Annotated in this window: 26 protein-coding genes; 10 read left to right on the top strand and 16 right to left on the bottom strand. The window is 62.7% G+C overall.

Features of this window, described 5'->3' with window-relative positions:
- A partial coding sequence (locus ACFWAD_RS29025; RefSeq protein ID WP_378550151.1) for an SOS response-associated peptidase family protein occupies nucleotides 1-116 on the bottom strand: 116 nt, incomplete at its 3' end.
- A gap of 157 nt (nucleotides 117-273) precedes the next feature.
- Here ACFWAD_RS29025 and ACFWAD_RS29020 point away from each other — a divergent pair.
- Nucleotides 274-411: a hypothetical protein gene (locus ACFWAD_RS29020; protein ID WP_182261369.1), complete on the top strand. Its 138-nt coding sequence runs from the start codon at nucleotides 274-276 to the stop codon at nucleotides 409-411.
- A gap of 23 nt (nucleotides 412-434) precedes the next feature.
- On the opposite strand, the gene ACFWAD_RS29015 is transcribed toward ACFWAD_RS29020, so the two are convergent.
- Together ACFWAD_RS29015 and ACFWAD_RS29010 are read right to left on the bottom strand one after the other, a co-directional pair.
- Nucleotides 435-1460: a hypothetical protein gene (locus ACFWAD_RS29015; RefSeq protein ID WP_378550142.1), complete on the bottom strand. Its 1026-nt coding sequence runs from the start codon at nucleotides 1458-1460 to the stop codon at nucleotides 435-437.
- Between the two features lie 92 nt (nucleotides 1461-1552).
- Complete coding sequence (locus tag ACFWAD_RS29010) at nucleotides 1553-1711, bottom strand: hypothetical protein (RefSeq protein ID WP_378550139.1); 159 nt, start codon at nucleotides 1709-1711, stop codon at nucleotides 1553-1555.
- A 24-nt stretch (nucleotides 1712-1735) separates the two neighbouring features.
- Here ACFWAD_RS29010 and ACFWAD_RS29005 point away from each other — a divergent pair, with 24 nt between their 5' ends.
- Nucleotides 1736-1933 (top strand): hypothetical protein, encoded by a 198-nt coding sequence (locus tag ACFWAD_RS29005; protein WP_182261372.1) that lies wholly within the window; start codon nucleotides 1736-1738, stop codon nucleotides 1931-1933.
- A gap of 163 nt (nucleotides 1934-2096) precedes the next feature.
- Here ACFWAD_RS29005 and ligD read toward each other — a convergent pair whose 3' ends face one another.
- Nucleotides 2097-3071 carry a non-homologous end-joining DNA ligase gene (gene ligD / locus ACFWAD_RS29000; protein WP_378550136.1) on the bottom strand — a complete coding sequence of 325 codons (975 nt, stop codon included), beginning with the start codon at nucleotides 3069-3071 and terminating at the stop codon, nucleotides 2097-2099.
- Nucleotides 3072-3135: 64 nt separating this feature from the next.
- Here ligD and ACFWAD_RS28995 point away from each other — a divergent pair, with 64 nt between their 5' ends.
- Nucleotides 3136-3300 (top strand): hypothetical protein, encoded by a 165-nt coding sequence (locus tag ACFWAD_RS28995; RefSeq protein ID WP_378550133.1) that lies wholly within the window; start codon nucleotides 3136-3138, stop codon nucleotides 3298-3300.
- A gap of 51 nt (nucleotides 3301-3351) precedes the next feature.
- Here ACFWAD_RS28995 and ACFWAD_RS28990 read toward each other — a convergent pair whose 3' ends face one another.
- From ACFWAD_RS28990 to ACFWAD_RS28935, 12 genes are all read right to left on the bottom strand, one after another.
- The gene (locus ACFWAD_RS28990) at nucleotides 3352-3537 is read right to left on the bottom strand and encodes a hypothetical protein (protein WP_378550130.1); all 186 of its coding nucleotides are present in this window, start codon (nucleotides 3535-3537) and stop codon (nucleotides 3352-3354) included.
- Between the two features lie 524 nt (nucleotides 3538-4061).
- Nucleotides 4062-4430, bottom strand: coding sequence for a hypothetical protein (locus ACFWAD_RS28985; protein ID WP_378550127.1), 369 nt, complete (start codon nucleotides 4428-4430; stop codon nucleotides 4062-4064).
- 94 nt (nucleotides 4431-4524) lie between these two features.
- Complete coding sequence (locus tag ACFWAD_RS28980) at nucleotides 4525-5157, bottom strand: TetR family transcriptional regulator (RefSeq protein ID WP_378550124.1); 633 nt, start codon at nucleotides 5155-5157, stop codon at nucleotides 4525-4527.
- 105 nt (nucleotides 5158-5262) lie between these two features.
- Nucleotides 5263-6363 (bottom strand): DUF2637 domain-containing protein, encoded by a 1101-nt coding sequence (locus ACFWAD_RS28975; RefSeq protein WP_378550121.1) that lies wholly within the window; start codon nucleotides 6361-6363, stop codon nucleotides 5263-5265.
- Nucleotides 6364-6443: 80 nt separating this feature from the next.
- Complete coding sequence (locus ACFWAD_RS28970) at nucleotides 6444-6743, bottom strand: hypothetical protein (RefSeq protein ID WP_378550148.1); 300 nt, start codon at nucleotides 6741-6743, stop codon at nucleotides 6444-6446.
- 65 nt (nucleotides 6744-6808) lie between these two features.
- The gene (locus ACFWAD_RS28965; RefSeq protein WP_083197736.1) at nucleotides 6809-7726 is read right to left on the bottom strand and encodes a ParA family protein; all 918 of its coding nucleotides are present in this window, start codon (nucleotides 7724-7726) and stop codon (nucleotides 6809-6811) included.
- Nucleotides 7727-8416: 690 nt separating this feature from the next.
- A complete protein-coding gene (locus ACFWAD_RS28960) occupies nucleotides 8417-9001 on the bottom strand; it encodes a hypothetical protein (RefSeq protein WP_378550118.1) in 585 nt (194 codons plus the stop codon).
- The gene (locus tag ACFWAD_RS28955) at nucleotides 8998-10152 is read right to left on the bottom strand and encodes a replication protein (RefSeq protein WP_378550115.1); all 1155 of its coding nucleotides are present in this window, start codon (nucleotides 10150-10152) and stop codon (nucleotides 8998-9000) included. Before ACFWAD_RS28955 ends, ACFWAD_RS28960 begins: the two co-directional genes overlap by 4 nt.
- Nucleotides 10153-10528: 376 nt before the next feature.
- Complete coding sequence (locus ACFWAD_RS28950) at nucleotides 10529-10729, bottom strand: hypothetical protein (RefSeq protein ID WP_128638045.1); 201 nt, start codon at nucleotides 10727-10729, stop codon at nucleotides 10529-10531.
- 121 nt (nucleotides 10730-10850) lie between these two features.
- Nucleotides 10851-11825, bottom strand: coding sequence for an asparagine synthase-related protein (locus tag ACFWAD_RS28945; protein ID WP_378550111.1), 975 nt, complete (start codon nucleotides 11823-11825; stop codon nucleotides 10851-10853).
- Nucleotides 11826-11882: 57 nt separating this feature from the next.
- On the bottom strand, nucleotides 11883-15773 hold the full coding sequence (locus ACFWAD_RS28940; RefSeq protein ID WP_378550108.1) for a WD40 repeat domain-containing protein: 3891 nt from the start codon (nucleotides 15771-15773) through the stop codon (nucleotides 11883-11885).
- A 233-nt stretch (nucleotides 15774-16006) separates the two neighbouring features.
- Nucleotides 16007-16459: a helix-turn-helix transcriptional regulator gene (locus tag ACFWAD_RS28935; protein ID WP_230793453.1), complete on the bottom strand. Its 453-nt coding sequence runs from the start codon at nucleotides 16457-16459 to the stop codon at nucleotides 16007-16009.
- A gap of 463 nt (nucleotides 16460-16922) precedes the next feature.
- On the opposite strand from ACFWAD_RS28935, the gene ACFWAD_RS28930 reads away from it, so the two are divergent.
- The 7 genes from ACFWAD_RS28930 to ACFWAD_RS28900 all read left to right on the top strand — a co-directional run bounded on the left by ACFWAD_RS28930 (nucleotide 16923) and on the right by ACFWAD_RS28900 (nucleotide 25474).
- The gene (locus ACFWAD_RS28930) at nucleotides 16923-18113 is read left to right on the top strand and encodes an insoluble domain protein (protein ID WP_378550104.1); all 1191 of its coding nucleotides are present in this window, start codon (nucleotides 16923-16925) and stop codon (nucleotides 18111-18113) included.
- A gap of 185 nt (nucleotides 18114-18298) precedes the next feature.
- Nucleotides 18299-18838 (top strand): hypothetical protein, encoded by a 540-nt coding sequence (locus tag ACFWAD_RS28925; RefSeq protein WP_141137680.1) that lies wholly within the window; start codon nucleotides 18299-18301, stop codon nucleotides 18836-18838.
- On the top strand, nucleotides 18838-20925 hold the full coding sequence (locus tag ACFWAD_RS28920) for a cutinase family protein (RefSeq protein ID WP_378550100.1): 2088 nt from the start codon (nucleotides 18838-18840) through the stop codon (nucleotides 20923-20925). Before ACFWAD_RS28925 ends, ACFWAD_RS28920 begins: the two co-directional genes overlap by 1 nt.
- Before the next feature lie 154 nt (nucleotides 20926-21079).
- Nucleotides 21080-22723, top strand: coding sequence for a peptidoglycan DD-metalloendopeptidase family protein (locus ACFWAD_RS28915; RefSeq protein ID WP_378550097.1), 1644 nt, complete (start codon nucleotides 21080-21082; stop codon nucleotides 22721-22723).
- A gap of 80 nt (nucleotides 22724-22803) precedes the next feature.
- The gene (locus ACFWAD_RS28910) at nucleotides 22804-23451 is read left to right on the top strand and encodes a hypothetical protein (protein WP_124568388.1); all 648 of its coding nucleotides are present in this window, start codon (nucleotides 22804-22806) and stop codon (nucleotides 23449-23451) included.
- Nucleotides 23448-24059, top strand: a complete 612-nt coding sequence (locus tag ACFWAD_RS28905; protein ID WP_378550093.1) for a hypothetical protein — start codon at nucleotides 23448-23450, stop codon at nucleotides 24057-24059. Before ACFWAD_RS28910 ends, ACFWAD_RS28905 begins: the two co-directional genes overlap by 4 nt.
- Before the next feature lie 50 nt (nucleotides 24060-24109).
- Nucleotides 24110-25474 carry a MinD/ParA family protein gene (locus ACFWAD_RS28900; protein ID WP_378550090.1) on the top strand — a complete coding sequence of 455 codons (1365 nt, stop codon included), beginning with the start codon at nucleotides 24110-24112 and terminating at the stop codon, nucleotides 25472-25474.
- Nucleotides 25475-25535 lie beyond the last annotated feature (61 nt).

Here is a 25535-nt window from a genome sequence, read left to right as displayed (position 1 = left end):
GGTTGGGTGGGTGCGACGTTGTAGGACGGGGGAAGTTCGTCGCCGACGGTCTGCATCGTGTCGAAAAACGACTGCAATTCCTTGCTTGAGCTTGTGCTTGCATAGCGCCCACACATGGCCTGACCTCCTCGTAATCGGTTCCCGCCCCATTGAACAGCGTGGGTCCGACTTCCGCGCCAAACGCCGTGTGATGATCTCTGCGAGTACGTCGTCGACTGTCACGGAAGGGGAAGTGCGATCACCAGCCCTCGGCCGGCGCCTGCCGATGTTGCGTTGGCGATCGCGGCCGCAACGGCCCTCGGTGTCACCGTCGGAGTTCTCCTCGCCGACGTGGTGGCCGGCGTCGCAGTCGGGGCCGGTACCGCGGTGGTGTTCCGCTTCGTGTTGCGGACGATCATCACCAGGAAATGAGCTAGTGCGCCGACTCTTGAGAGCTATAGGCGGTCGCACTCCTCATGAATCTGTTTCGACACAGTTGCCACTCCAGGTTCGTTCAACCCATCGTCGGTGAGATAGAACCTGTGACGTTCAGATTCAGGCCTCCTACGTCCACCCTCGACAGTCCCATCGGCGCGACGATTCGGATCCGCCTTGAAGGTGATCAACCCGTAGTCCGCAAGCCTCCGGTAAGACTCCCAGGCTGCTCTGGTCAGGTCGTAGTTGAGGATTCGATCGCGGGCAATAATATCCAGTTCGGTGCCAGGAGGTCCGCCCGCGAGTCCATGCAAGTCACGCAGCATCAGCCACATAGCGATTTCGCGGTTCGACAATGCATGAATCCAGCCGTTGAGGTAGAAGTTGGCGGGAATCCGAATGACTTTCTCTGTCGGTGTTGGTACTTGGTAGCGGGTCCTCACTGGGCGCCTGTGCCCGCCATCTTCCAGGTTCAGTCGAATGTCTTTGTGTTTTCGGTATCCCTGGCCCTTTGCTTCCGGCAGCCACAGCAGATTCACTTCCGGCTCAGCGAGTGCCGTGATGGCCTGACCTATCTGACGTTTGCGGTTGGCCGCCTTGTCTACCTCAAATTCTTTCTTCCCCGGGATGTGATTTGCGTTGGCGACTACAACATGGATCAGCGCACTCGGGCTTGGATGTGTGCTCTCGATTGGCCAACGGAACTTGGAGTCAGCTTCGAGCAGGTGTCGATCGGATTGCACCAGGAATGGAAGCGTGACGGCAAGACGAAGCCCAACGCCTTTGGACTTCTGGGCTAGCACCGACAAAGGTGGGCGCCTCGGGAGCACTGGCCTCGGCTTGTCCCTTATCGAGATGCCGTCGATCTCGGAGTCAACCAACTCCGGGATGCGACGTGCGAATCCTGACCGGATGACTATCTCGGCGGGAGCGCTCTTCTTCCATACCTCTTGAAGGTTCGCTCGGACCATACTGTCGAGGTTTTTGCCGGCAACTATCGCGTCGAGATGGTCTCGACGGGACTTCAATTCGTCAGCGATCGGCACTTCGCACCCTCAATTTTGGACGTTCAATGGTTACCGATAGACCGGCCCTCAGAACCTTTTTCACTTGTTCCTGTTTCCGTGTCTAAAAGTAACTAGTTACGAAGTCCGGTCAAAGCGTGAACTCCGCTCCCTGAACCGTACTCGACAAAGCTCTCCTCGTCGAGTGCAGTAGTGGGTGACGGCAACGCCATCGCTGCTCGCACAGCGACGGCCCTCCGCTCCAACGGAGAGCCGTCATCGCCCGCAATCACGACAAAGTAGAAAGAGGACGTGTCATGACGCTATCCCCCACGGACCCCACAGCACCAGAGAGGGGCGATGTCCCGCCTCCTCGAAGGCTGCTTCGCCTGCTGTTACTGGGCGCCATCGGTACCGCTGCCGCAATCGGAGCGGCCTACTACGAGCCCATCGGATCCATCACTACCGCAATTGCCATGATTGCCGCCTTCGACCAGATCCTCAGTTCACGTTGACGGCACTGCGGTAGTCGCGCTCGACGCTCTGGCTGTGAGGTGGGAGTCAGATCCGCCTCACAGCGGGAGCCAAGCACTTACTTCTCAGTCCGCACCGGACCTTGAAGGCGACTCGCTTGACGATCCGCCCCAGTTCCCGTCGGTTTCGTCGGGCCGGTGGTGGTCAGTGGCGTCCGGGGAGGTCGATGTCGGTGGCGGTCTTGTCGATGCGCATACCTTTGAATGCAGGGTGTCTGAGTCCGCCGCCGGTGTACTCCCGATACTCCACATCGCACACTAAAAGCGGCTCTGACCAGCGAGCTTCGCGGGCGATTGCTCGTGGCGGTGCGACCGCGAACGGGCTGGTGGGTCGTTCGATGTCGATGAGTTGCTCGCGTAGTTCGCGGCGCTGTCTCGAAGAAAACCCGGTGCCGACGTTTCCGATGTAGACGAGCGATCCTGAGTTGTCGTGGGCGCCGAGGATCAGTGATCCGATTCCGCCGGCCGCGTTGCCGGATCCGGGGACGAATCCGCAGATGATTCCTTCGGTGTTGGCGCGGAGCGGTGTTTTCAGCCAGCTCGGGGACCGTTTTCCGGGTTGGTAGGTCGAGGTGATGCTTTTGGCGACGATGCCTTCGAGGTGGTGTTTGCGGGCGACCTCGAGCATGGTCGGTCCGTCGACGTTGAGCCAGTGGGGTGGGACTTTGATGCGCGGGTGTTCGAGGCTGAGGTTGGCGAGCGCTTCGCGGCGTTCGAGGTAGGGCAGATCGGTCGTCGATGTTCCGTCGATGTCGAGGACGTCGAAGACGTAGTAGGTGGTGAGGGCGTCGTTGCGGAGTTGGGCGGTGGGTTTGAGGACGTGCATCCGGCGCTGTAGTCGGGAGAAGGACGGGACACCGTCGGGGCCGAGTGCGACGATCTCGCCGTCGAGGACGGTTTCGCGGTGGTCGAGCACGGCGCTGAGTGCGTCGATGATCTCGGGAAACGAGGCGCTGAAGTTGTTGCTGTTGCGCGACCACAGTGTCGGCGGTTTGGCGCCGGTGGTGGCGATGGCCCTGACTCCATCCCATTTCGACTCGAAGGCCCAGCGCTCCCCCGTTGGTGGATGCCCGAGTGTGGCGAGCATCGGCGGCACTGGCTTTCCGGTGGCGGCGCTCATTGCTCTACTGTGCGCGGGTTTGTACTGGTTTCGGCCGGTTTTCCGAGGTTGAGACAATAGTGAGATGAGCGAGACTGCGGAATCGGATGAGGTTCAAGGGTGGAGCCCGGCCCCGGATGAGGGCCAGGCCGGCACGGTGCTGACTTCGGATGGTCGGTGGGCGTACCGGTACAAGGACGGCGCGGAATTGATCATGATGAAGATGCCGGAGCGTCCTGCCCCGGCGTAGGAGTGCAGCAGTGCGGCCCGCACCGAATCCGGTGCGGGCCTTGCCTGTTGGTTAGTCCAACTGTGTGTTCATCTTGTTCGCGAGCCATTCCGCGTCCGACTGGACCATCGGTCCGCGTAGGCAGTAGCGGCCGCGGTTGTCTTGGACGTAGTGGGTGAAGCACTCGTTCTCGTGTCCGCCGTGTTCTTCGGTGCGGGGTATCGCGACAAAGCGTGTGGGAGTGGCTGTTTCGGTCATGTTGCTGCCTTTCTGAGAGTCGGTAGAGTCGCTCCCTTGTCACCAGGTCGAGGGTGGGCTGTCAACCCCGTAGAGCGGAGCGTGGGTTGACGGGTCGGGTCCCCGGCATGGTGTTCTGGGGCGACTTGTACGACGACTTTCTTGACCACCTGGGGCTGCGTAGCGGCAACGGCGCCGGAGGTGTCGTTCGGTTCTTGTGTGTGGCCGGCGGTGGGTGTGTGCGGTGGTGGGCACCTCCCGCTCGGTGCGCTGGCGGGGTGATTGTGCGGGAGCGACGGAACTGGACCACGGGTGGTGTCGCGGTAGCTCTGGTTTGTGGTGGTGAATGAGGATCAGGTCGCCACGTATGACCGATCTGCAAGGGTTGTTGCAGGTCAGGACTTCGGCTTTCGCTTCGGTCTGGTCAGTGTGGCGACCTGGTGCTCGTCGCGGTGTTGATGGTAGTTCGGGGGTCTGACATTTGGTGAGGGTGTTCGAGGTGCGATGACCTCAATCGAAATCGGGGTCCGGTGGGCGTCGTTGCGTTAAGTGCGACGGTTTGCGCGCCGGGCTTGTGCGATGGTCTTGGGGTTCGCGTTCGCGAGGTGCTGTTCGCGCTCGAGTCGCGCCAGTTTGTAGCGCTGGATGTTTGTCTCGGACTTGTGCCTTGTCCAGGGGCGTAGCGCGAAGGCGAGGCCGGCCAGGACGAGGGGAATGGCGGCGAATGCGAGAGCTATCTGCCATGTGGCGATGGAGTCGGGGATGACGAGGGAGTCGGGTACCGATACTTCCATTCCCCCGCTACCGCTTTGAGGTCGAAAAACTGTCCCGATCATGATTCCGGTGGCGAATGCGAGGCCGACGGCCCCCAGTAGCGCGATCACTTGGATCTGGATTTGGTCTTTTTTGCTCATGCTGTTTTCTTCCCCCTTGTGGTGCTGTGGTTTTGCAGCTCGCTCCGATTGTTTTCGAGTATTGCAGCGCCTGGTGACAGATTTCCGTCGTGCTTCATGCGGTGCTGGATTTCAGGTGGGCTGTGACTGTGTCCTCGATGCGGGTTGCGAGGTCGATGTCTTCTCGGAGGGTTGCTGATGCGTTGGCGGCTCCGATGGTGCCGGCGCACAGGTTCCATGCAAGTCGGTGTGTGGTGGGGTTGTCGGGGATTTCGCCGTCGGTGATGGCGGTTTCGATGATGTCGCTGATGGCGTCGACCCAGTGGGCGAAGGCTGAGCCGTTGTCGATGGTGGGTTCGAGGGTGAGTTTCATTCCGGCGCGCAGTTTGGTGTTCTCGGCGATCTGATGAGCGAGGGACGTGAAGACCGCTGCCAGCTTCTCCGCTGCTGTGGTGCTCGGGCCGGTGGCTATTGCTTCGCTGATGGATTCGTTGACGGTGCGGTTCCAGTCGGCGATGAGGCTCCCTGCGATGGCTTCTTTGGACGGGAAGTGGAAGTAGATGGCGCCTTTGGTGAATGCGCCGGTGGCGAGGATGGTGTTGATGCTGCTGGCGCCGTATCCGTCGGTGTCGAAGTGTTGTGCGGCTACTGAGACGATTGCTTCTCGTGTTCGCACTGCTCGGGCTTGTGTGGTGCGTGCGGTGCTGCCGGTGGGGCGGCCGATGTGGGGCCGAATAGTATTGCTCATGGTCACAGGTGCTTTCTGTGGCTTGGTCCTGGTGGTGTTGCTGCACTGCCAGGACCTCTGGTGTTTATGAGGTTTGGGTTGCTGAGGCGCGGGGCCTCGCCGGGGTCAGTGTGCTGCTGCGAGTTCGCGGTCGGTGGTGTTCTCTGAGGACCGGAGATCGGGCAGTGGCGGGCTCGTGAATCCTGCTTCCCGGGCTGCGATATCGAACTTCTCGTACCGGCGCCACGCTGTCGAGATTGCGACGGGCGGTTTCGATTCCATCGCGATGGTCTCCCATGTGAGGTTCGGGTTCGTGAGCTTGCGGACTGCGGTGTCCTTCACGTCCTTCTTGAGATTCGAGGTGGCGATGAACGCCATGAGGTCGTCCATTGCGGTGTCGCCGTCGGCGACTTGGGCCTCTTCGGTGTCTTGACGGTTCAGTGCCTCTGTCGCGGTTTCTTGAGGGTCGCAGTCGTCGTGACGTTCAGCCATCATTTCGTCGGCGAAAAACGGTTCTGCAAAGTCCGCAAGATCGTCTCCCCGGGCGATCTGTGTCACCGTGTTCGTCGTGTCCTCGTTTCGTTCCGCTTCGACCAGCTCTGCAACATTGGGATCGGTCTCTCCGCGAGAGCTGGAGTCGCGGAAAGGTTCCCGGCTCACGGTCAGATCAGTCGCAACGCTCTTTGCATGCTCACTGTCGGTGACGTTTTCGACGATCGCACGGTAGGCGGCGTATGCCATTCCGACTGCCTTCACCAGGATCGTGATGCCGTGTGTGAATGCCAGGACCAGGGCCGGCGGAATGATCGCTATGGCCGCTGCGATGGCCGGCGCTAGTGGAATGAACCCGAGGTCTCCCCCACCATCGATTGACTCCCGTGCAGCGATTGCTGCGTGATAGGCGTGGTACGCGTTGCCCAGGATGCTGATCACGACGACGCTGACTGCGAGGGCGATGTAGAAGCCTCTGTCGCGTCGGTTCATCTTGAGCTTGCTGATGATGACGATCGCGATAGTGGCGCCAAGGATGGCGCTGTCGACGATGGCGGGGAAAATCCAGGTCAGATTTTCCGGGATGAGTGCTTGCCGGGCGAGGTCTCGTTGCACGGCGAAGGAGAGTACGAATGCGCCAGTGGTGATGCCGAGTGCGATGACGATCGCGAGTGCGAGTGCGGCGAGCAATGCGCCTAGCTGAATACGGGCAGCCCGGAGGCTAAAGTCGGTCATGATCGGGTTTCTTCCTTCAAGTGGTTTCCCGGTCTGGAGCCTCGCCGGTTGCATCCGGCGGGGCTCCTTCGTTGTGTATGTCAGTCGTCTGAGATGGGGCGTCCACTGGGAAGTGCGCCGGTCTCTGCTTCGTATTGGTTGCCACTGTTGTGCACTGTCTCCCGGCGTTCCGCCTCTGCCGCCAGCGCTTTCTCCACGAATTGCGACCAGGATTTGTCGTCCTCGAGGTGGCTTGTGTTTCGGTAAGCACCTCGGGCGCGACTGAATACCTCTTGGTCGACGTAAACCGTAATACGTTTGGGCTTAGGCTTTTCCACAACTGCCGGCGTGGGCTGTGGAAGCGGGGGAACTTGCGCGGGAGTGCGGTTGGATCTCTGCATTCGAGACAGGTCACCAGTCACGTTCCGCGGAGGTAGCGCCGTGAGCTTTCGGTCGGGCCGGTCATTCATACCCGTGCTTCCTCTCTTTCCGCTGTTGCAACGCGGGTGACAACTTCTTGCGCCACTGCAAAGAGGTCGTCTGCAACGGATTTGGACGATTTCGGCGCGAGAGCCTGAGGCTCGGCGTTGCCTTTGATGACGTCGTACCATTTCGGACCGCTCCGGACGACTGCATCGAGTTCGGCTGCGAGCATGCCCCGCTCTCGTGTTGCCTGGGCGGTCGCCTCGGAGTGACGAACGGTGGCCGTGAAAACGACGTCGTCGTTGCCGAACGCCTCTGCAATCGCAGACCTTGCTTGTTTGAGCACGGTCTTCGCTGATGTACCCACGGCTACGAGAACGACGCCCAGTAGATCCAGGTCGGGGTTGATAGCAGCGACGGCGTCGATTCGGTGCGCCACGGCTGCCATTCCTTTTCGGCTGGATGCATCGGATTTGACGGGCACGAATGCCCATTTTGCGGCTGCCAACGCTGCTGTCTGCAAGGTTTCGTCGCCGGGCGGGCAATCGATGAGGACCATGTCGTAGGTGGCCGCCATTGGAGCAAGGACCCTTGCAAGGGCGAGCTTTGCTCCATCTGGATCTTTGGACGCCATAGCGGTTAGAGCGGCTGTCGCTTGTTCGAGGTGCACTCCCCCGGGAAGGACGTCGAGATTTGCACGGACATTTTCGATGGGTTTTGCGTCGCCGCCGAATGCGATTGCGCTGGCAAGCGATCTCCCCTGATCATCACCGGTTTCACTGGTGTACCCGAGGTCTTCGGCAAGGTTTCCCTGAGGGTCGAGGTCGACGAGCAGGACCTTCTGACCGGAGGCTGCCAATTCTCCGCCGACGTTGGCTGTCAGGGTCGTCTTCAAGACGCCGCCCTTGCCGTTGATGACGGCGATCACCCTTTTACGTGTTTCGCGAAAGTCGGTCTGCATTGCTCTCCTTCGACAGCATTGGCGCGTTTGACGGTATTGACAGCATTCCACGCGATAGCCAGTAATGCAAGCAATAGCAGTAATACCAGCATTATTGCGAACCGTTGGAAATCTCTCATATACGGCCGCGGTGGGACGGACCTAATGACAGCATTGCTGGCATTACTGGCATTGCTGGCACGTTTGCAAAATGTCACGAAAACCTCACTGAAGTGCATGTTGCTAATAGCAGCATTAACAGCATTAGAGCCGAGAGGGTCCTCGCCGCCGGCAAAACCCACCCAGGCGGGCCATCGAAAGCGGGGAATACTGTCATTCCTGCCATTACGGGCCTCACGGGGCTCAACCCTCACTCAAATACGATTTGCTGCTATTGACAGTAATGCTGGCATTTTGCGCTAGGGGTGGCGCAACTTCCGTTTCAGGCCGCCGTCATCGCGCAAAATTGCAGGTTGCGCGGCCGAGCCGTGGCGCCGCACGGTGGGTGCATGTCCCGCTCTACCCTCAAAGTGGATAGGGGAGTGGAGGGCTGTTGCGGTTGCTCGCCGGGCTTGGGTCCTCAACTTCGGATCGCGTTTGCCAGTTTTGCATGCGCCACCAGCCGCGCCAGCCAGGCTTTGCGTCCTTCCGCAGAGCCATCTCATTGCTCCGGACGTACGGCGCCAGATGCAAAATGACCAATCCTTCGGCTCACGTTTCCTTCGCCCGGAGCCGGATGTTGTTTCGTGCTGGGCCAAAGACTGTCACTCCGTGTTCGACCTCGGCCGGCGTCGAGCTGTGGTGAACGAGAGAAACTCGGTCTGTTGCGTGCACTGCGGCTTGGTCGTGGGAGTGGACGGTGGCGTTGTCGTAGGCATAGGTGGTGGTGTCTTCTCCGACGTCGCCGAATGAGTCGTCGACGAGGTTGCTTGTGGCGCGGTTGGTGGCGCGGACGCGTGTGGTGTCGAAGGCGTCGGTATGGGCGTTCCCGTAGGCGAAGAGAGTTGTGTGCCCGAAGATTTGGGATCGTGCGGCGTCGGTGGCCACGATCTGGGCACTGCGCTTCGTTTCGGGTGTCAGGCGGGTGATGATGACCCGTGAGACGCCGACGATGCGGATCGTGATGCCGTCGGGCAGCTCGGCGTCGGTGAGTTCTAGGGGTTCGTCGTTGCGGTGGTCGATGACGACCGTCTTTGCGCCGGTGCGCAATCGTTCGTGGATCTGGGGGACGGTCTGGCAGGGGGAGAGCGGCCGGCGTCTGACGGGCGGCTTTGCGGACAGTCGTTTTCCGTTCATCGCTTTCCTCGATCGGACAGATGGGTGATCCACACGGGCGAGGTTTCATTCTCGCGCGCGGATGCCTGGGTCTTTCGGATGCGGGCGCTGTCGGCTGCTCGGCGGGCGACGAAACGTGCCGCTTGGCGGCCGGGGGAGTCCTCGGACGCGGCTGATGCGTACCGTCCGCGTTCAGCTTCGAACGCTGCTGCCTGCCGTTCGCGTTCGGCTTTTGCCTGGTCGGTGGCGATCTGAGCGAGAACGTGTGGCGCGAAGGCGAGATCCTGTTGCTTCATGAGCCACCGGATGAACGCGATGGGGTGCTTCGGGTTTGGTGCCATCCGTGTGGCCTTGCTCCAGGCGTCGATCGTGTCGTTGAGATCCGCGGCCGTCCAACCGTGTGCAGCTGGGTCGGTCAGCGCGGGTGCCCACCCTCGGGGGGTGTGCCGCCGCGCCCAGACTGGAGTTCGTGAGTTGCTGAGCCATCTGGATGCGAGCAACAGGCCTTTCCTGGTCGCTTCGGCCTTCTCGACCCCAGCCTTGGACTCCTTGCGCCGCGAAGCGGCTCGTTTATCCACAGATCGTTTTGTATTAAGAACCTCTCTACGAGAGGTAAAGCTTGTTAAGTGACCCCTGCGGTGGTGGGGTGCCATTTGTATGGATCCGGCGACCACGATGCGGGTTTTATCCACAGGCTTGCTCGGGTGCAATGCCCAAACGGAGGCCCAACCGCGGGCTTTGTCGTTGAACCTCCATGAGGCATATCGCTCATCCTTGGTGCGGAGTCGGCCGCGAAGCACTTCCGTGGCCACACGCAGCAGCTTGAGGGCTTGTCGTGCTCGCTGGACTGTGCGCTCCCCGCCCTTGATGCGTTCGGCGATGGTCTCTACCGCCAGGCGTGAGTTGCGGCCGGTCTCGAAATCGGCGGCTTCGGCCATGACGGTGGCAACTGCTAGCAAGGACTTAAGGCTGATGCCGCCGCCAGACGACCGGACTAGTGCCGGTCGAATCCGTGTGTATTCCGCGGTGAACGCGCAACGAACGACGATCTCGACCCAATGTTGGGCGCCTTGCCATCGAGCGATGCCGCCGTATGCGCCGTCTTCGAGTTCGAGTGCGACCTTGCAATAACGCCGGCAAGCGGCTTCCTTGCCGAGCGTTTTGAGCAGCATCGGCGTCAGGGCATGGCATTGGTGCCCGTACAGGTGCCCCTGCATTCTGCGGGGTGTGCGAGCTGTTCCGTAGCGGCGCCGCATAGGGCTGCTACCGCAATACGGGCGCTGTATGGGTGCGGGCGTGTGCTCCATCGCTGAGACACGCGAGTCAATTATTGAAACTTCATCAGAGCGCGATGTACCCTGAGACCTGTCCAGCAAGACAGTCCCTTCGGGGAAAGCAGCAAGACCCTAAGAACCGAGCGTCAACTCGTTTCTTACGACATCCGAATCCCCCGGCCCGTCAACCGGGGGATATCGTCGTTTTAAGGGCGATCAACTGCGCATATGAGGCCGAAGCGGGGTTTCCGCGGCTTCGGCGTTGTGGTCATCATTAGGCGGTCATCGTCAGCCTCTCTGTGTGGACCGCGGCCGGGTCGAATCGGGTTACCGCAGCACTGAGGATGTCGGCGACGAGTTCGCTCTCAGTCAGTCCCCGAGCTTCGCGCATCAGGGTGAGGCGGTCTTTGACATCCACGGGCACTCGCGTCTCGACACGACGCCGCTCGCCTTTACTCGGACGACCTCTCGCCATGACAAGCCCCTTCCAGTTCGTCCGCGCGGTGGCGCGGGCATTGTGTTGCCTGCAAATACTCCCGCAGAAATGTCGAGATACGCAGCCGACACGCCGGTTCAATTCGTTCGCTCTATAGGGGTCAGTGTAAATCGGCTAGAAAAAGCCTGACCGCGACGGACTCCATCGGTTCCGTGAGCGGATTGCTGTAGGTCGTTGCTCCTGGAAGCTGCGCGGCGCGGGCACGCGCTGCATCGGCGAGCGCATCGAACAGGCCACTGGACCGTTGAATAGGGGATTTACGTGTCCAGGCCAGGTGCTGCGCAGTTTCCGGAAGCAGGCGCTCACAAGCCAGCCGGACTGCGAGTTTGTCGTGCGCTACGCCAGTGACGTGGCCGAAGAGAGCGGGTGGCGCTAGTTGTTCAGCGAGTTGCCAGAACCGTTCTGTCTGGAATACGTGGATGAGTGCTTGGGCGTCGTCGCCGAGCAGTCGTTCGTAGAAATCCGGGACCAAGCGATCGCGAACGAAATTCGTTCCCGTTTCGGTGCGAACCACTTCATCTAAAGCCTGGTTCGCTGCGGCGGATTCGATCGGATGCTCGATCACCCGTCCTCCTGCAAAAATTGCATCTGCGCCGCTGCCGGTGAGAACAGCTGCCGGCGCCGGGGATGCTGCGCTGAATCGGCGGATCAATTCAGAGGCGGCGAGGATCGGGATCGCTGCTGCGACCTCCCACAGTTCGTTGACCCCCAGGGCGGCGACTGCCGATTTAGCGAGGCTGACGACGTCTGATGAGCTCAGGACAACAACTTCATGCCGCAGTCCGAGTGCTTCGGCAGCGGCTATCGCTGGTGCTCGATCGACGGTTTCCCCGTCGACGACGATCGTGATCGCTCGCGGTGTGGTGCCGAGGGCGACTGCGGTCGCGGCGACGAGGATCGAATCAACGCCACCGGAAAGCAACACGATCGGATCGGCGGGGTAGCTGTCGAGCACCACGCGTATTCGATCGAGGGTTTCGGCGGCTATTGCCTTCGCCGCGATGTCGGAGTCTGTGGTGGTGCGGAGGCTGGAACCATCGACGTCGAGTGCGTGATCGTCTGCGACGAACTGCATTGGCTTTGCGGTCTGGAGTGCAGTCGGTGAGCGCACAGTGCCCTTTCCAAGGATGAGTTAGCAGGTGGTTCGGTAGGGGAGTTCAGGGAATAGTTGGTCCCACGTCGCGTCGGTAAGAACATTGTTCGTGTTCTTGCACACTCGGGTTTCTGCCGCGCGCTGGGTGAGATTCCATAGCCGGACAGCGCCGCCCTCTCCACCTGCCGCGAGGTGATTGGAAGTGGGGCTGAATGCGATGTACCAGCGGGTGGCTCCGATGGATGCGATGGAACCGCCGAGTTTGATGGGAGCTGCGATGTTTGTGGTGTCCCAGAGCTGGACGGTTCCCTCGTCACTGCCCGAAGCCAGAGTCCGCCCATCGGTTGCGAAAGCGACGGACCGGATCGTGCTTGATTGGCCGATCAGTGGCTCGCCGATCCCTTGCGCCTCGCTTGGTTTCGCTACGTCCCAGAACCGAATCGTCTGATCGTCACCAGCGCTGGCCAGGGTTTTCCCGTCCGGCGAGAAGACAACGGATTCGGCCTGCTTCGTGTGCCCGGTCAGCGGTTGAAGCATTTTGGGACGGCTCGGATCTGAGCTGTCGAGGAGCGTGATGTCGTTGGTACCCGACGCCGCAATCGCGAGTGTGCGGCCGTCCGGTGAGAAGGCCGCGTTGGTGAGCAGGTCGCCGGGGACCGGCAGCGGCTGCCCCAATGGGACGGGCGCAAAGACGTCGGTGATGTCCCAGAACTGGAGCGAGTTGTCGCTGCTACCGGTGACCAGGGTTCGACCGTCTGGAGTGATCGACATCAGATACGCGTATCTGGTCTCGAGTTCGAGGCGGCCGAGAGGGCGGATTGTGTCGGGGCCTGAGGCATCCCAGAGCTGTACTGCCCGATCGTTTCCACCCGTTGTCAGCACGGTTCGGCCATCCGGTGACATTTGCAGGTTGTCGATTTGGCCGTTGGGCACTACGACTCGTCCACGTGCGATCGGGTGATCGGGATCAGAGGTGTCCCACACCTGAAGGGTGCCGTCGACAGAGCCCGTGGCCATGTGAGATCCGTCCGAGCTGAATCTGGGCGTCATGACACGGTCGGTGTGGGCGTCGATGACGGATGTAGGACGGTTCCACATCCTGAGGACGCCGTCCTGACTTCCTGTTGCCATAGTCGCGCCGTCGGGAGCGAAGGCAACTGTGATCATGCCCCCGTTACTGCCGGCGAGAGGCTGTCCTAGGGAGCGCGGGCGGGAAGGGTCTCGGAGGTTCCACAGGCGGGCGGTGCCGTCCCAGCTTGCGGTTGCGAGCGTTTGACTGTCCGGCCCGAATGCGATGGACCACAGCGCACCGGTGTGACCGGTGAGAGGCGGCCCTTCCAAGGTCGGCCGCGAGGGGTTTCCGATGTTCCAGACTCGAGCAGTGCGATCGTCGCTGCCGGCGGCGAGAAGTTGGCCGTTTGGACTGAATGCCACCGAGTGCGCCGCTCGGGCAAACCCTGTGAGCGGGGCTGTTGCGATTACGGGGTTGGACGGGTCGCTGACGTTCCACAGCCACACCGTTTTGTCGTCACTGCCGACGGCGAGTAGTTTCCCGTCCGGACTGAACGCGCTTGTTCTGACGGGGCCTGCTGGTCCAGCAAGCGGGGCAGTGAGGAGAAACGCTGCTTCCGGGTTGCTTACGTCCCACAGCCCTGTGGTTCCGTCGTCGTTCGGTGCCGCGAGGGTGCGTCCGTCTGGGCTGAACGACACCACGTACACGGTGCCGCCGGCGGATTGCAGAGGGCTTCCGATTACCTCGGGCGAGAGCGGATCGCGTACGTCCCAAAGTCGCACTGTGCCGTCGCCGCTCGCAGTGGCTAGCATCGCGCCGTCAGGGGACCACGCGGCCGCAGTGACGAAGCTCGTGTGCCCTTCCAGCGGCGATCCGATCGGTGTCGGGGCTTGCGGATCGCTGACATCCCACAGACGCGTTGTGTGGTCTCCACTCGCTGTCGCGAGAACCTTGCCGTCAGGCCTGTATGCGGCGGTGTAGATCGCATTTTCATGCCCCACCGCCGGTGTTGCCATTGGTGCATCCTGTGTGGCCAGGACTCGGGACGTTGTCGCTGTCTCGGCAGGTTGCATGTTGCGGGCTGCGAGAACTAGCTGCGCCGACAGCGAAGGGTTGGATTGCTGCAGCCGGTCAGCGGTGGACAGCACTTCTCGGAATTGAGCACTCGAGGCGAGGACATCGGACCGCGCACTCGCTCGGAAGGCAAAGACGGAGACGACCATCAAGACAGCAATGAAAGCTGCAATCGCCGTCACCGCGCCCCGCTGTTGCAGCTTCCGTCGTTCTTGCTTCCTTATTGCATCGCGCCGGAAGCTGTATGCCATCGGTGTCAGCGGGTGGTCGTCGAGTTGTGCGATGACATCGTGCAACCTGTCACCGGCCCACAGGTCGGCTGACTGCCTTCCTCGGCGGTCCCATTCGGCCGCGTCACGTTCGAACGTCTGCCGAAGCATGTTGCTCGCTCGGTTGGCGCTGATCATGTTGTGCAGCCGGATCCAGGAGTCGATGACAACTTCATGGGCAAAGGCCACGAGGCCTGCGTCGTCGACGGTCAGTAGTCGAGCGGTGGTGAGCGCTTCGATGACCCGGCCGTTCCGGGCATCCGCGCCGCCCACACGTAGCAGCTCGGTGCGGGGGACAGCTCTTCTGGTGTCGCGGGCACCGTCTCCGATCTGGACCAATCGCAGCAGCAAGGCCGGTGCCACTGCGCGATCGTCGTCGTCGAGAACTTTCCAGGCGTTTTCGGCAGCGCGATTGACGGAACCTTCGATTCCTCCGGCTGCCTCATACGCTCGAAGGGTGAGGTTTCCGGCTTGGTCCCGATGCATCCACATGCTTTCGAGCACGTGCGACATCAGGGGGAGAACGCTCTGGTTGTGTCCTACCCGTGTGGCATCGAGGTCGCGGATGATTCGTTCGGAGAGCCCTGGTTCGAGCTCAGCGTTCGCGGCGGCCGCCGGCAGTTTGATCGCTTCTGCCAGTTCCTCGGAGCTCATAGGCGCAAGCACGATCTGCCTGTGCTGTAGGGCGTCGGCCAGGGGAGCGTGTTGCAAGCATTCGGGTACGAAGTCCGCACGTACGCCGATCACGACTCGTATGGTGCTCGATGGGCTGACCACGCGAGAGAGACGGTCAAGCCGATCTATGAACTCGTCCCGGGTCGCGTCGTGAGCACCGGCGGTGAGTACCTGTTCGAACTGGTCGACGATGAGTAGCAGTGCATCGTTCTCGGTATCCGCGAGGTAGTCATCGAGGACCGTCCGGTAGTCGTCGCTCGACTCGGCTTCTCGTATGCCCGGGAAAATGCGGGTAAGCGCACCGAAGGGGTCCGGGCCGGGGTCTACGGTCTCGATGCTCCACGGTTCTGTGGATCCCCATGTCAATCCGTGGGTGGCTGCTCGTCCGGCGATGCCGGCGTGAAGGAGCGAAGATTTACCCGTTCCGGAGGCGGCATAGAGGACGAACATCCCGGAGGTAGTGGCGCCTTGTAGGGCGGAAACCGCTTCTTCGATGCTGCGCTCGCGGCCGAAGAATCGGTCACGATCTGTGACTGTGTACGAGGCGAGACCCAGATATGGGCAAGCACTTGGCGCCGCGGACGAGGGGTCGGCCGCTTGCCGGTTACCCGTCTGCGCTTCCGCCCACCATTCCCGCCACACCGCCATGTCGTACAAACCATGTTCGGAAGGCTGTATCGCTTTCGCTCTTGCTGCCGATATAAGTACCCAGAGGACAGGCTCCAGCGATTCAAACTTTTCAGGAACGCGCGCTCCGCGCTTCCAATCGCTGATGCGCTGATAGCTCGGCCCCTCCGGGTTACGTTCTCTTGCCCTCGCTGCCACTGCCTTGAGAGTCGGATTCTCCGCGGCTGCCCAGAGTGCAGTCATTTTCCCGGCGAGCCGGTTCCGATCCGTCACTTGAAACCTCGCACCACTGATATTCCTGCCGTTCCCCTATTCCGCACCGGTCAAAGTTCCGCGTGCGGAATATTTGTCCGAAGTGCCCGGACCTGCAAACTTAGCCTGACCGAAGGTGCGGAACCGAACCGTGGTGCTGAAAATCGGGAAAAGTTCGCCGCATGACGGTAGAAGACGCGCCTATTGCAGCGCGCGATTCGAGGGGTGCATCGAGAATGCGATCCGCGCACTCTTCACACAGGGGTGTGCGGAGGTCTGCTTCTCGCACGATTGAATGCGGAACGAATATCGCTCAAGGAGTAGTCGAGTTCAGCGGCGAGCATCTCCGCGACGTCCTCACTGAGGTTGATTTCACCGCGTTCGAGGGCACCCATCATCGTCTGGGAAAGACCGATCCGTTCGGCAAGTTGAGACTGTGTGATCAGCCGCAGGGTCCGAAGGTCGCCAAGGAAGGTCTCGCCTTTAGGCACGGAGACCAAAGCAGAAATGTCGATATCGAGCACACTTGGTTCGACCAATTTGACGAGTGTCTCGATTTTGGGCGTACCTCGGCCCGCTTCCCACGCTTTCACTGCGCCGGGAGTCAATCCAAGAATGCGCGCAAGTTCGGCCTGAGTGAATCCTCGCTCCAACCGTCGATCACGGAGCACGTTGGGTTGAAAGCCGCGAACGGATCTCCTGCCCACTCATCCCCCGTCCGCTCGTGTTCGGTGCGATTCACCTAGGCGTGAAGATTAGCCATCGTGGGATTACCCCTACTGTCTAGCCGTTTTAAACTGACTGTTATAGACTGACCCTCATAGGTTGATCTTGTGTCCGGCTCAGGCCGTCACCTGGGCCGGACACATCCAACGAATCGGGGGAGCCGTGAGAACGAAAGATTGGAGTGAACTCCAAGTCCGAGGCCGTGCGGGTTCGCTGTGTCCCGGCCGGAGCCTGGGCTACACATGCATTCCGGCGCGCATTCCCGGCACCCGAATCTGCCCCGTTGGCCATTCACTTGTTCCTCACCATCAGTCCTCGCTGCCTTCGGCGCAGGACCCCTCCCCGCTTTCCGATACCAGCGCATCGGAAACCGTGGCCGCGTAAGCGCCACCTCAGTCCGCATCAATTCCCCGTATTTACAACCCAATTGGAAGGTTCCACACGATGAAGCATCACAAGTCCGGGCGCGGTAAGCATCGCGCAGTCAAGTCGTCCGCGGTTGCAGCGGGGACGTTCTCACTTCTGGTCGCTGCCACGTTCGCAAACGGCGGTCTCGCGGTCGCAGCACCGCAGCCCGGTATCACCGGTCCCGCACCGGTACAGCCCGGCGTGACCTCACCGGCGCCGTCGACGCCGTCTGTTCCCGCACCGGCGCCGTCTGTTCCTGAGGCGCCGGTAGAGGCATGGGTTCCGGTTCCGCCGCAGTACTCGCAGCCAACGAAGCCGATCCCGAACTGGGATTACGACTCGAATCAGTACGTGGCCCCGGCGACTCCGACGTACACACCGCCGATCGACTACTCGCAGATCCGTTTGCCTGCTGACCCGATCACGACGCCGACCGAGGTGTTCATCGCGCCGCGTAACACGGTGATGGTCGGAAACCTGCATTTCACTCAGCCGAACTGGATGAGTGACAACACCACCGCGCGCACGAACGCCACCACGAACGCGGCGTTGGCCGCGGTCACCGACTTCTGGATCAGCCACAACATCCCGGCCGATCAGGCGCAGCAGCTCGCAGCAGCGCAGCTCGCCGGAACCGCTGGTGGCGCAATCGCCGCGGCCGTAAGTGCAGGTGCCACCGCGGCGACCTTGGGCGCCCTGGTGGGCGGCACGATCGGCGGCACCTCCGGTGTCGTGTTGGCTGCACCTGCTCTGACCCCGTGGGGCGTGATCCCCGCGGGCGTGGTGGCCACGGCGGCAGGCGCCGCCATCGGCGCTGGTCTGGCGGGTGTTCCGGTTGCAGTGGGTGCCGGAATCGTCGGAGGCATCGCAGGTTTCGCTCTTGCCACGGCCTACGGCGACGGCACGAACGGTGTGCCCACCACGATCGACGTTCCGGATATCGACCAGCCTGCCATCACCACCGAAACGCAGGACACGCTCACCTCGTGGGAGCAGTCCGGCCCTGTCGGGACCGCTGCCGCAACGTTTGTTCGTGACACGGCCGCGAATGCTCCTGTCGTCGACGCGCAGATCCGTAGCGCCGTCTCGTCCATTCCCGGTGGCGACGGTGTTGTCGCTGCATTCGACCAGGCAGTAAGCGATTTCCAGGCCGCGACAGAGGTTCCCGGTCTTCCGCTGGGCATGATCGCCGACGCTATCGGCGCCGGTATCCCCGCTGCTGCGTAGCACTCGCCGGCCGGGGCGGGTGTGTGCTCGCCCCGGCCCACTGTCACGGCTTGCCTTGTCGACGAAGGAGTTTGGAAAAGATGTTTGGGCCGAAAGGATCTGACGCCAGGTCCGCAGTGCGTAGTGCGACAGGTGGGACCGGTAGTGCGCCGCCGCGCGGGTCTCGTCTTCCGAAGCGTCCTCGTGTGCCTCGTGCCCGAACGCCTCGACGGCAGGTCGCAGCGGTGACGGCACTGGCGATCGCGGTGCTGGTGTTGTTGGTCGGGGTCGTTGTGGGCGCTGCGTCGGTCATCGGCAGGGTTACCGACGACGAGCCGTCGAACATCAGCGAGATCGTCAATTCTGTTGCGACACCGTCGACTACGCCTTCTCCGGAACCTGCCGGATGCCCTGTCACAGCCGGTGACCAGAGCAGCGGCGAGGGCGTGATCGCAGCGTTCGAGCATGCGTACTACTCGTTGCGCTCCGCTGATGCGGTGATCGCTGTCATGGCTCCTGGGGCCGTGAGCTATTCGCCGGCCGAAGTGCAGGCAGGGATCGACTCGATTCCCGCAGGAACGACGTACTGCATGACGGTGACCGGCGTGAGCGCTGGGACGTACGCACTGGAGCTGACCGAAACCAGGCCTTCCGGCAAGGGCGCTTCGCTCTTTCAGCGCATCACGACTGCCGAGATCGACGGTCGGCATTTCATCACGTCCATCACTGATGCAGAGGGAATCTGATGAACATCTCTTCCACCGCCCGCTTCGCGTCGGCGTTCGCCATCATTTCGACGCTGGTCGCGGGCCTCGCGGCGCCGCCGCTCCTGGCCAACGCCGCACCGTCCACTGCATCGGGCTGCACCAGATACATCGGTGTCTTCGCTCCCGGAACGACCGAGACCCGCGCCGACGCCGATCCGTCGAAGCCTGCCGGAATGTTGGGCCAGGTGGGGGAGAAGCTCGAAGCGATGTACGGGCCTAACACCTTCCGTGCCATCTATCCGTCGTACCCGGCCGAAGCGTTTTTGCAGTCCGGCATGACCTACTCGGCTTCGAAGACCGCCGGTGATCAGGCAATGGCGACCGCGATGGAGCAGTGCCCGAACTCGAAGTTCGTGATCGGCGGCTATTCACAGGGCGCGCAGGTCGCCAACGATGTCGCCGTCAACATCGGGGCAGGCAGCGGTCCCGTTCCCGCTGCGTCCGTTCTCGCTGCGGTCATGCTCGCCAATCCGAAGCTCGGCACCGCCGGTTCGCAGGTCGTCGGCCCCAAGCTCGACGGACAGGGCATCGCCGGTCCGGCCGCGGAAGGCTACGGCGCTCTGTCGGGTCGGGTCTTCGACATCTGCCACCCGGAAGACAAGTACTGCAACACCAACACCGGCAAGGATTCGTTCTTGGCGTCGTTGGGACGAGTGCTTGCCAACCCGCCCGGAACAGTCGCGCCGACCACCGCGACTGCTGTCTCGGCAACAACGAGTCCGTCTGTCGCCGGTCAGACCGCGATCACCCCGACCGACACGGTCGCGAAGCCGACGTCGACTCCGGCGGCCGCCGGAACTGCGAATACCTCGGCAGGTGCCGGAACCGCGAACGCGTCGGAGTTCTTGGGCGCGGTGACCTCGAACTACGGTTACGCGGATCTCGCGGCCGCTCCGGGGGCAGCGTCCGCGTTGGCGACCTCGGTGGACAAGCTGCAAAGCGCGGGCGCTCCCACCTCGACGTCGGCGGCGGTCGATGTCGCCGCAGTTCGTCAGCAAGCGCAACTGCTGGCCGGAACCTTCAAGCCGGTCCAACAGACACAGGCGTGGATGGCGGCGAACCCGGCCGCTCGCGACGGATTGCGCAACGCCCCGGCTGATTCTCCTGAGGCCGCCACGAACTCGGTCTTGGGCGCGCTCGACAAGGTCGACGTTCCGCAGGTTCTGGGTGCCGCTGACCAGGTGGTGACGTTGGCGAACAGCATCCTCTCGGGTGGTGGCACCGGTACCGGCGGCACCTACGCGGGCCTGACCGGTCCCGCACAGAGCTTGTCGAACGGTGTGGCACCGCTGGCGGATACACCGACCGATCAACTCACCACCGCCACGTCGATCCTCTCCGCGATCCAACCGGTGACGATCATCAACCAGATCCTCGGCGTCGTCTCGGGTGTGACCTCGGTGGACTACGACGCCGTCGCGGCCAACCTGCAAGTACTTCCCGGCCATCTGTTGGCCGGCAACGTCAAAGAAGCGCACCGGGTCGCGGGAGAGCTGAACAACCAACTCTCGCCTTTGGTGAAGATGGCAGCCGGGGTCGATCTGAAATCGGTGTCACGGATCTTGGCACTGATCCCCGATCCGTCCGGCACAGCCGCCTCGGCGGCGCTGGTGGCGAACCTGCTGGGCAACGTCGACATCATCCGCCTCGCCCGCGACGTCGGGCAGCTCCAGGAAGTCGCGTGGCAAGTCGCCGAAACCGGGAACGTCCTGGCCCTCGGTCAGCTCCTCCCGATCGGTGTTGACCTGGCGAACGTCGCGCTCGGTGTCCTGACACCGGGGCAGAAGATGACCGCCGATCAGCTCCACGAACCGGCCGATTCGATGACCACGTTGATGGGTGCGCAGGCGCAGAACTCCGACTTCGTCGGTCTCGGTAACTCGGTTCTGGCGACGGTGACCTCCCAGGATGCGCAAGCACTGACCTCGGTCGTCGACGCCGGATTCACCGCCGCGAGTTTCCTCGGTTCCCGCGTTCACGAGTCCTACGGGCAGTGGTTGATCGACGGAAAGCGAACCGCTCTGGACGCGATGGTCGACATCTACCGACAAGCGATCGGCGGCTAGCGCCTGACGGTGGATGAGCCGAAAACGCTCTTGGGCGAGAGCTTTTGACGTTCACCTGCCACTACTCGCACTCGCTCGCGGCCTCGCGGCCGCGATAGGTCCCCACACGTTGCCCAGGCGGGCACGAACGCGACACAACGACAAGGACATGACGATGGGTGATTCACCCAGCTCGAACAAGACCGGCCTCAAGGCCACTGGCGGCGTTATCGCCGCAGTGGTCCTGATGCTCGGTTTCGTCATGTTCGGTACCGACAACAACCCCAAAGCAAGCGTCGACTGCCTCCCCACCTCGTCTACGACCGGTTCGGTGGCACCGTCCCCGGGGACCAAGACGCAGCCGCTCAAGGCCGGTACCTATCAACTGACGTCGGGTTTCGGTCCTCGCGGTGGTTCCATGCACCGCGGGACCGACTTCGCCGGCCCGCTCGGTACTCCGATCTATGCCGCTACCTCCGGTGTCGTCGCAGAGGCCGGCCCCGCATCGGGGTTCGGGAACTGGGTCATCATCGACACCGACGTCGACGGGAAGCGGATTTCCACCGTCTACGGCCACATGTCGGCCGGGGCGATCAAGGTCAAGTCCGGTGATCAGGTCACCGCCGGTCAGGAGATCGCCGCTGTCGGAAATGAAGGCGAATCTTCTGGCCCGCATCTGCATTTCGAGGTGTGGGAGGGTGGCCGACTTCCCGACGGCGCCGGGACGCCGACCGATCCCGCACCGTGGCTCGCCGGTGCTGCCGAGCCGTCCGGACCCGCTCCCGCTCCTGCGCCCGGTACGGGTGTTCCGTCTCCCGCGATCGTCAACGCTGCCGCGATCACTCCACTTCCGGCGGGCGCCGGGTGCGGTGGGCCGAGCCTCGGCGGCGGGGGACTCAAGCCGGGCAGTGTGCCTGCGGAGTTCGAACCGTGGATCCTCAAAGCCGCCGGTACCTGCCCCGAGATCACCGCTCCGCTGCTGGCCGGGCAGTTCAAGCAGGAAAGCGGCTTCAACGTCAACGCCCACAACGACAGCTCCGGCGCGGACGGCCCGGCACAGTTCCTTCCCTCAACTGCTGCACAGGAAGGCGTGGACGGGGACGGGGACGGAAAGCTCGACATGCGCTCACCGGCCGACGCTGCGATGTCGATGGCGTCCTACGACTGCAAGATGCTCGAGCTGACGAAAAAGGCGATGGCTGACGGCCGCCTGCACGGTGAGCTGATTCCACTGACGTTGTCCATGTACAACTGCGGCCCCGGAAACACCTTGTCGCAGGGCCAGGTCTGCCAGAACGAGGAAACACGCGGCTACGTCAGCAACATTCAGAAGTTCGCGATCGAGGAATTCACCGATACGTCCGCCCCGGCGGGTCCGATTCCGGGTGGCCCGTCCACCGGCTCCGCCGTCGTCGATGCCGCACTGCGGTGGCTCGGCACCCCGTATGCCTGGGGCGGCGGCGACGAGAACGGACCCACCAAGGGGATCAGCGACGGGGGAGTGGCAGACAGTTTCGGCGACTTCAACAAGGTCGGGTTCGACTGCTCCGGATTGGTGAAATACGCAGTGGCGCAAGCCACCGGCGGCCGAACGGTCCTCGCCCACTCAGATCAGATGCAGATAGGCGACTCTCGCGGAACCTCGATCACCAACCCCGCCGACCTGCGCCCTGGCGACATCATCCAACCCCACAGCGGCCACATCTTCATCTGGATGGGCGGCGGCAAGGTCGTCGAAGCTCCGCAGTCGGGCGATGTCGTCAAGGTCTCCGACTGGACCCCACCGTCCTCGGGATTGGCAGCGAAACGATTTGCCTGACAAGACAACCCAGACCAGAACATCGCAAGCCGATGACCACCCCGGAATGAAGTTTCACCCGAAGAAAGGTAGATCCGACAATGACGGCATCCGCAGCCACCGAATGGGAACAAGCCGCCGCCGCAGTGCGCGCCGCCGCTGACGAGTTGCGCACCAGCGACTCCTCTGCGATGCGGGCGTGGGCCAAGAGCAACAACCTGCTCTCGCGCAGCATGTGGCCGAAGGTCAAGCGCGAGTTGGTCAAGCAACTCGATCTCGACTACGACGTACTCCGCGACGCGGAAGCGACCAAGCGCAAGAACGAGATCGCCGAGGCCGCCGCCACCGCACCGTTGGTGGAACTGTTCGCCGCCGGTGACGAGCGGGGCAGCTTCGCTGTACTCGGACCGGTCGACGACGCTGCCTGGTACGGGACATTTCACAAGAACGACACGGTCTTCAAGGAAGGCAACCAGCGCTCGGCAGACGACTCCGCAGCCGGTAAGGCGATATTCCTCGCCGGCAAAGCACGTGAGGACGCGAACGTTCCCGCAGTGCGGTTGCTCCTGCACATCTCCAATCCGGAGATCGACGGCAACTCCCTCGCCGGCATGGCAGCCAAGCACGGTGTCGCTCTCGACCTCGACATCACCGACAACAACCGGGCCGTGGACTGGTGCGAAGAGCCTGGTTACCAGGCGTGGCAGGCGATTCGGTTGTCGGATCTGTTCATCGAGGACGAGTCGTGAAACGCCACCTCGCCGCTGTCGCCGCTGCATCTGCCGTCGCTATTGCCCTGGCTGGGTGCTCGTCGGGCACGGAAGGCACCGCAACCGGCCCGTCCACCACGACCGGGGCACGGGCGCAGCAGTGGTCCCCGAACGAGACGTCCGCCCTCGAGCCCACACGGCCCGCGGCCACCGTTCCGGAACACGCTCCCGAACAGGTCGCCATCGTGGACCGCAGCGATCCGGCTGCCGTCGCTGACGCCGTCGTCACCACTTGGTTCACCTGGAATACCGCTGACGATCGCGGACCCAATGACGCGGCCGCCCGCACCGGCGACCTGCTCACCGAACGCTTCCTCGGCGACGTCACCGGAACCACCCCGACCGGAAGCCCTGGCGGTCAGTGGCTCGAATGGGCTGCGAAGGACGCGCAGGTCTGGCCGACGGTCAGCTCTGTACCGAACCAGGGCGCCGTGGACACCGCGACTGCGGTGCACCGGATGTATCAGGTCGAACAGACCGCGATCGCCGCTGACGGCTCCATCGCCGGCGTCGACACCGTCATCGTCGCCGTTCTGGTCGTCAGCCGCGGCGGCCTGTGGGCCGTCGACGACCTCAAAAAGCTATGACCAGCGAGAAGAACGTCCCCGGAACCACCCCCTCCCCGAAAGGAACTCCCGTGAGCACTCCTGACCCCTACGAAACCCAGAGCAACTACGACGCCGAGATCCCGGTGAATCTGCGCAGCCAACGTCTGCGCCGCCAGCCTGCCCCCGCTCCGGAACCGATCGAGTCCACCGAAGCTGATCCTGTGCTCGACGAGACCGACACCGAAGCGTTCGACGAAGTCGACGCCGGTTACGCCGATCCGTACGCGGTGGGACAGGACGCGCTCGCCGCGAACGAAGAACCAGCCCCTCTCGCCGAGGTCGGATATGCCGGGCGAAGGTTCGAGCGCGAGGGAAACGACATCGACAACAGCCCCGCGACCTGGGGATGGCGTGGCCGCGTGAATGCTGCTGCGGGAATGAAGATGGCGCCGAAGCCGGATTCGGCGGAAGTACGGTTCCGGCAATCGGTCACCCGCATTCAGCAGACGTTGCCCGGTTGCATGGTCGTCTCGGTGATCAGCCTCAAAGGTGATGCCGGGAAGACCTCGACGACCATTGCCCTGGCGAACACCTTCGGCCGGCATCGCGGTCACGGAGTCGTCGCGTGGGATGCCAACGAATCCACCGGTTCCCTCGGAGACCGCGCCGCCCGCACCACCGATCCGGAGCTCGGTCCGTGGGACGTCCTCGAGAACGCCCACGCGCTCGCGTCTTCTGATGCCGTCTCGGGGGAGCTGGGTCGCTACCTGCGCTTGCAGCCCACACACGATGAGGTCCTGGCGGCCGACATCTCCACCACGCGAGATCGAGGGATCGGCTGGGACGAATGCGCCGCCATCATGGCGGTGCTGCGACGGCATCGGAATCTGATCTTCGTCGACACCGGCAACAACCCCGTCGCCCCGAACTGGCTGTGGGCGGTGCAGCACTCGAACCTGCTGGTCGTACCGCTGCCGCTCCGCCGGGACATGGCGAAGATGGCGTTGCAGATGCTCGAAGGAATAGCCGATCGAGGGTACGGACATCTGGTCCGCTCGGCGATCATCCTCACCGTCGTCACGCCCGGATCGGACCCGAGCCTGGAAGCGGACATCGAGGAAGAGTTCGGCCGACTCGGCGTCACGAACATCATCCGAGTGCCGTACGAGCCGTCATTCGCGACAGGGGAGCGCATCGTCTACGACCGACTCCTGCCGTCGACGACCGAGGCATACACCAACGTTGCCGCCGAGATCGCTGATTCCCTCGCCGCGAGTGTGTACGGCCGCGCAGCCGAATACGCCGACGCATACGCCCCCGAACAGATCCGTCGACCACCAGAAGCGCCGCGCCGTGCTCCTGCGCCCCGCGCCGCGGCGTACCGCGAACTCGACCCTGAGCGATACCGCGAACCAACACCCGAACCCTCCCCACCGAAAGGACGTTTGCGATGAAAACCGTTACTCCACAGGCTGGCTCAGCAACACCGGCTACCACTTCCTCGAAGGCGCCGCT

The organism is Rhodococcus sp. NPDC059969 (genome assembly GCF_042738325.1).
GTDB lineage: Bacteria > Actinomycetota > Actinomycetes > Mycobacteriales > Mycobacteriaceae > Rhodococcus_F.
The sequence above is the reverse complement of the archived record's forward strand: the minus strand, read 5'-3'. Positions and strand labels throughout refer to the sequence as shown.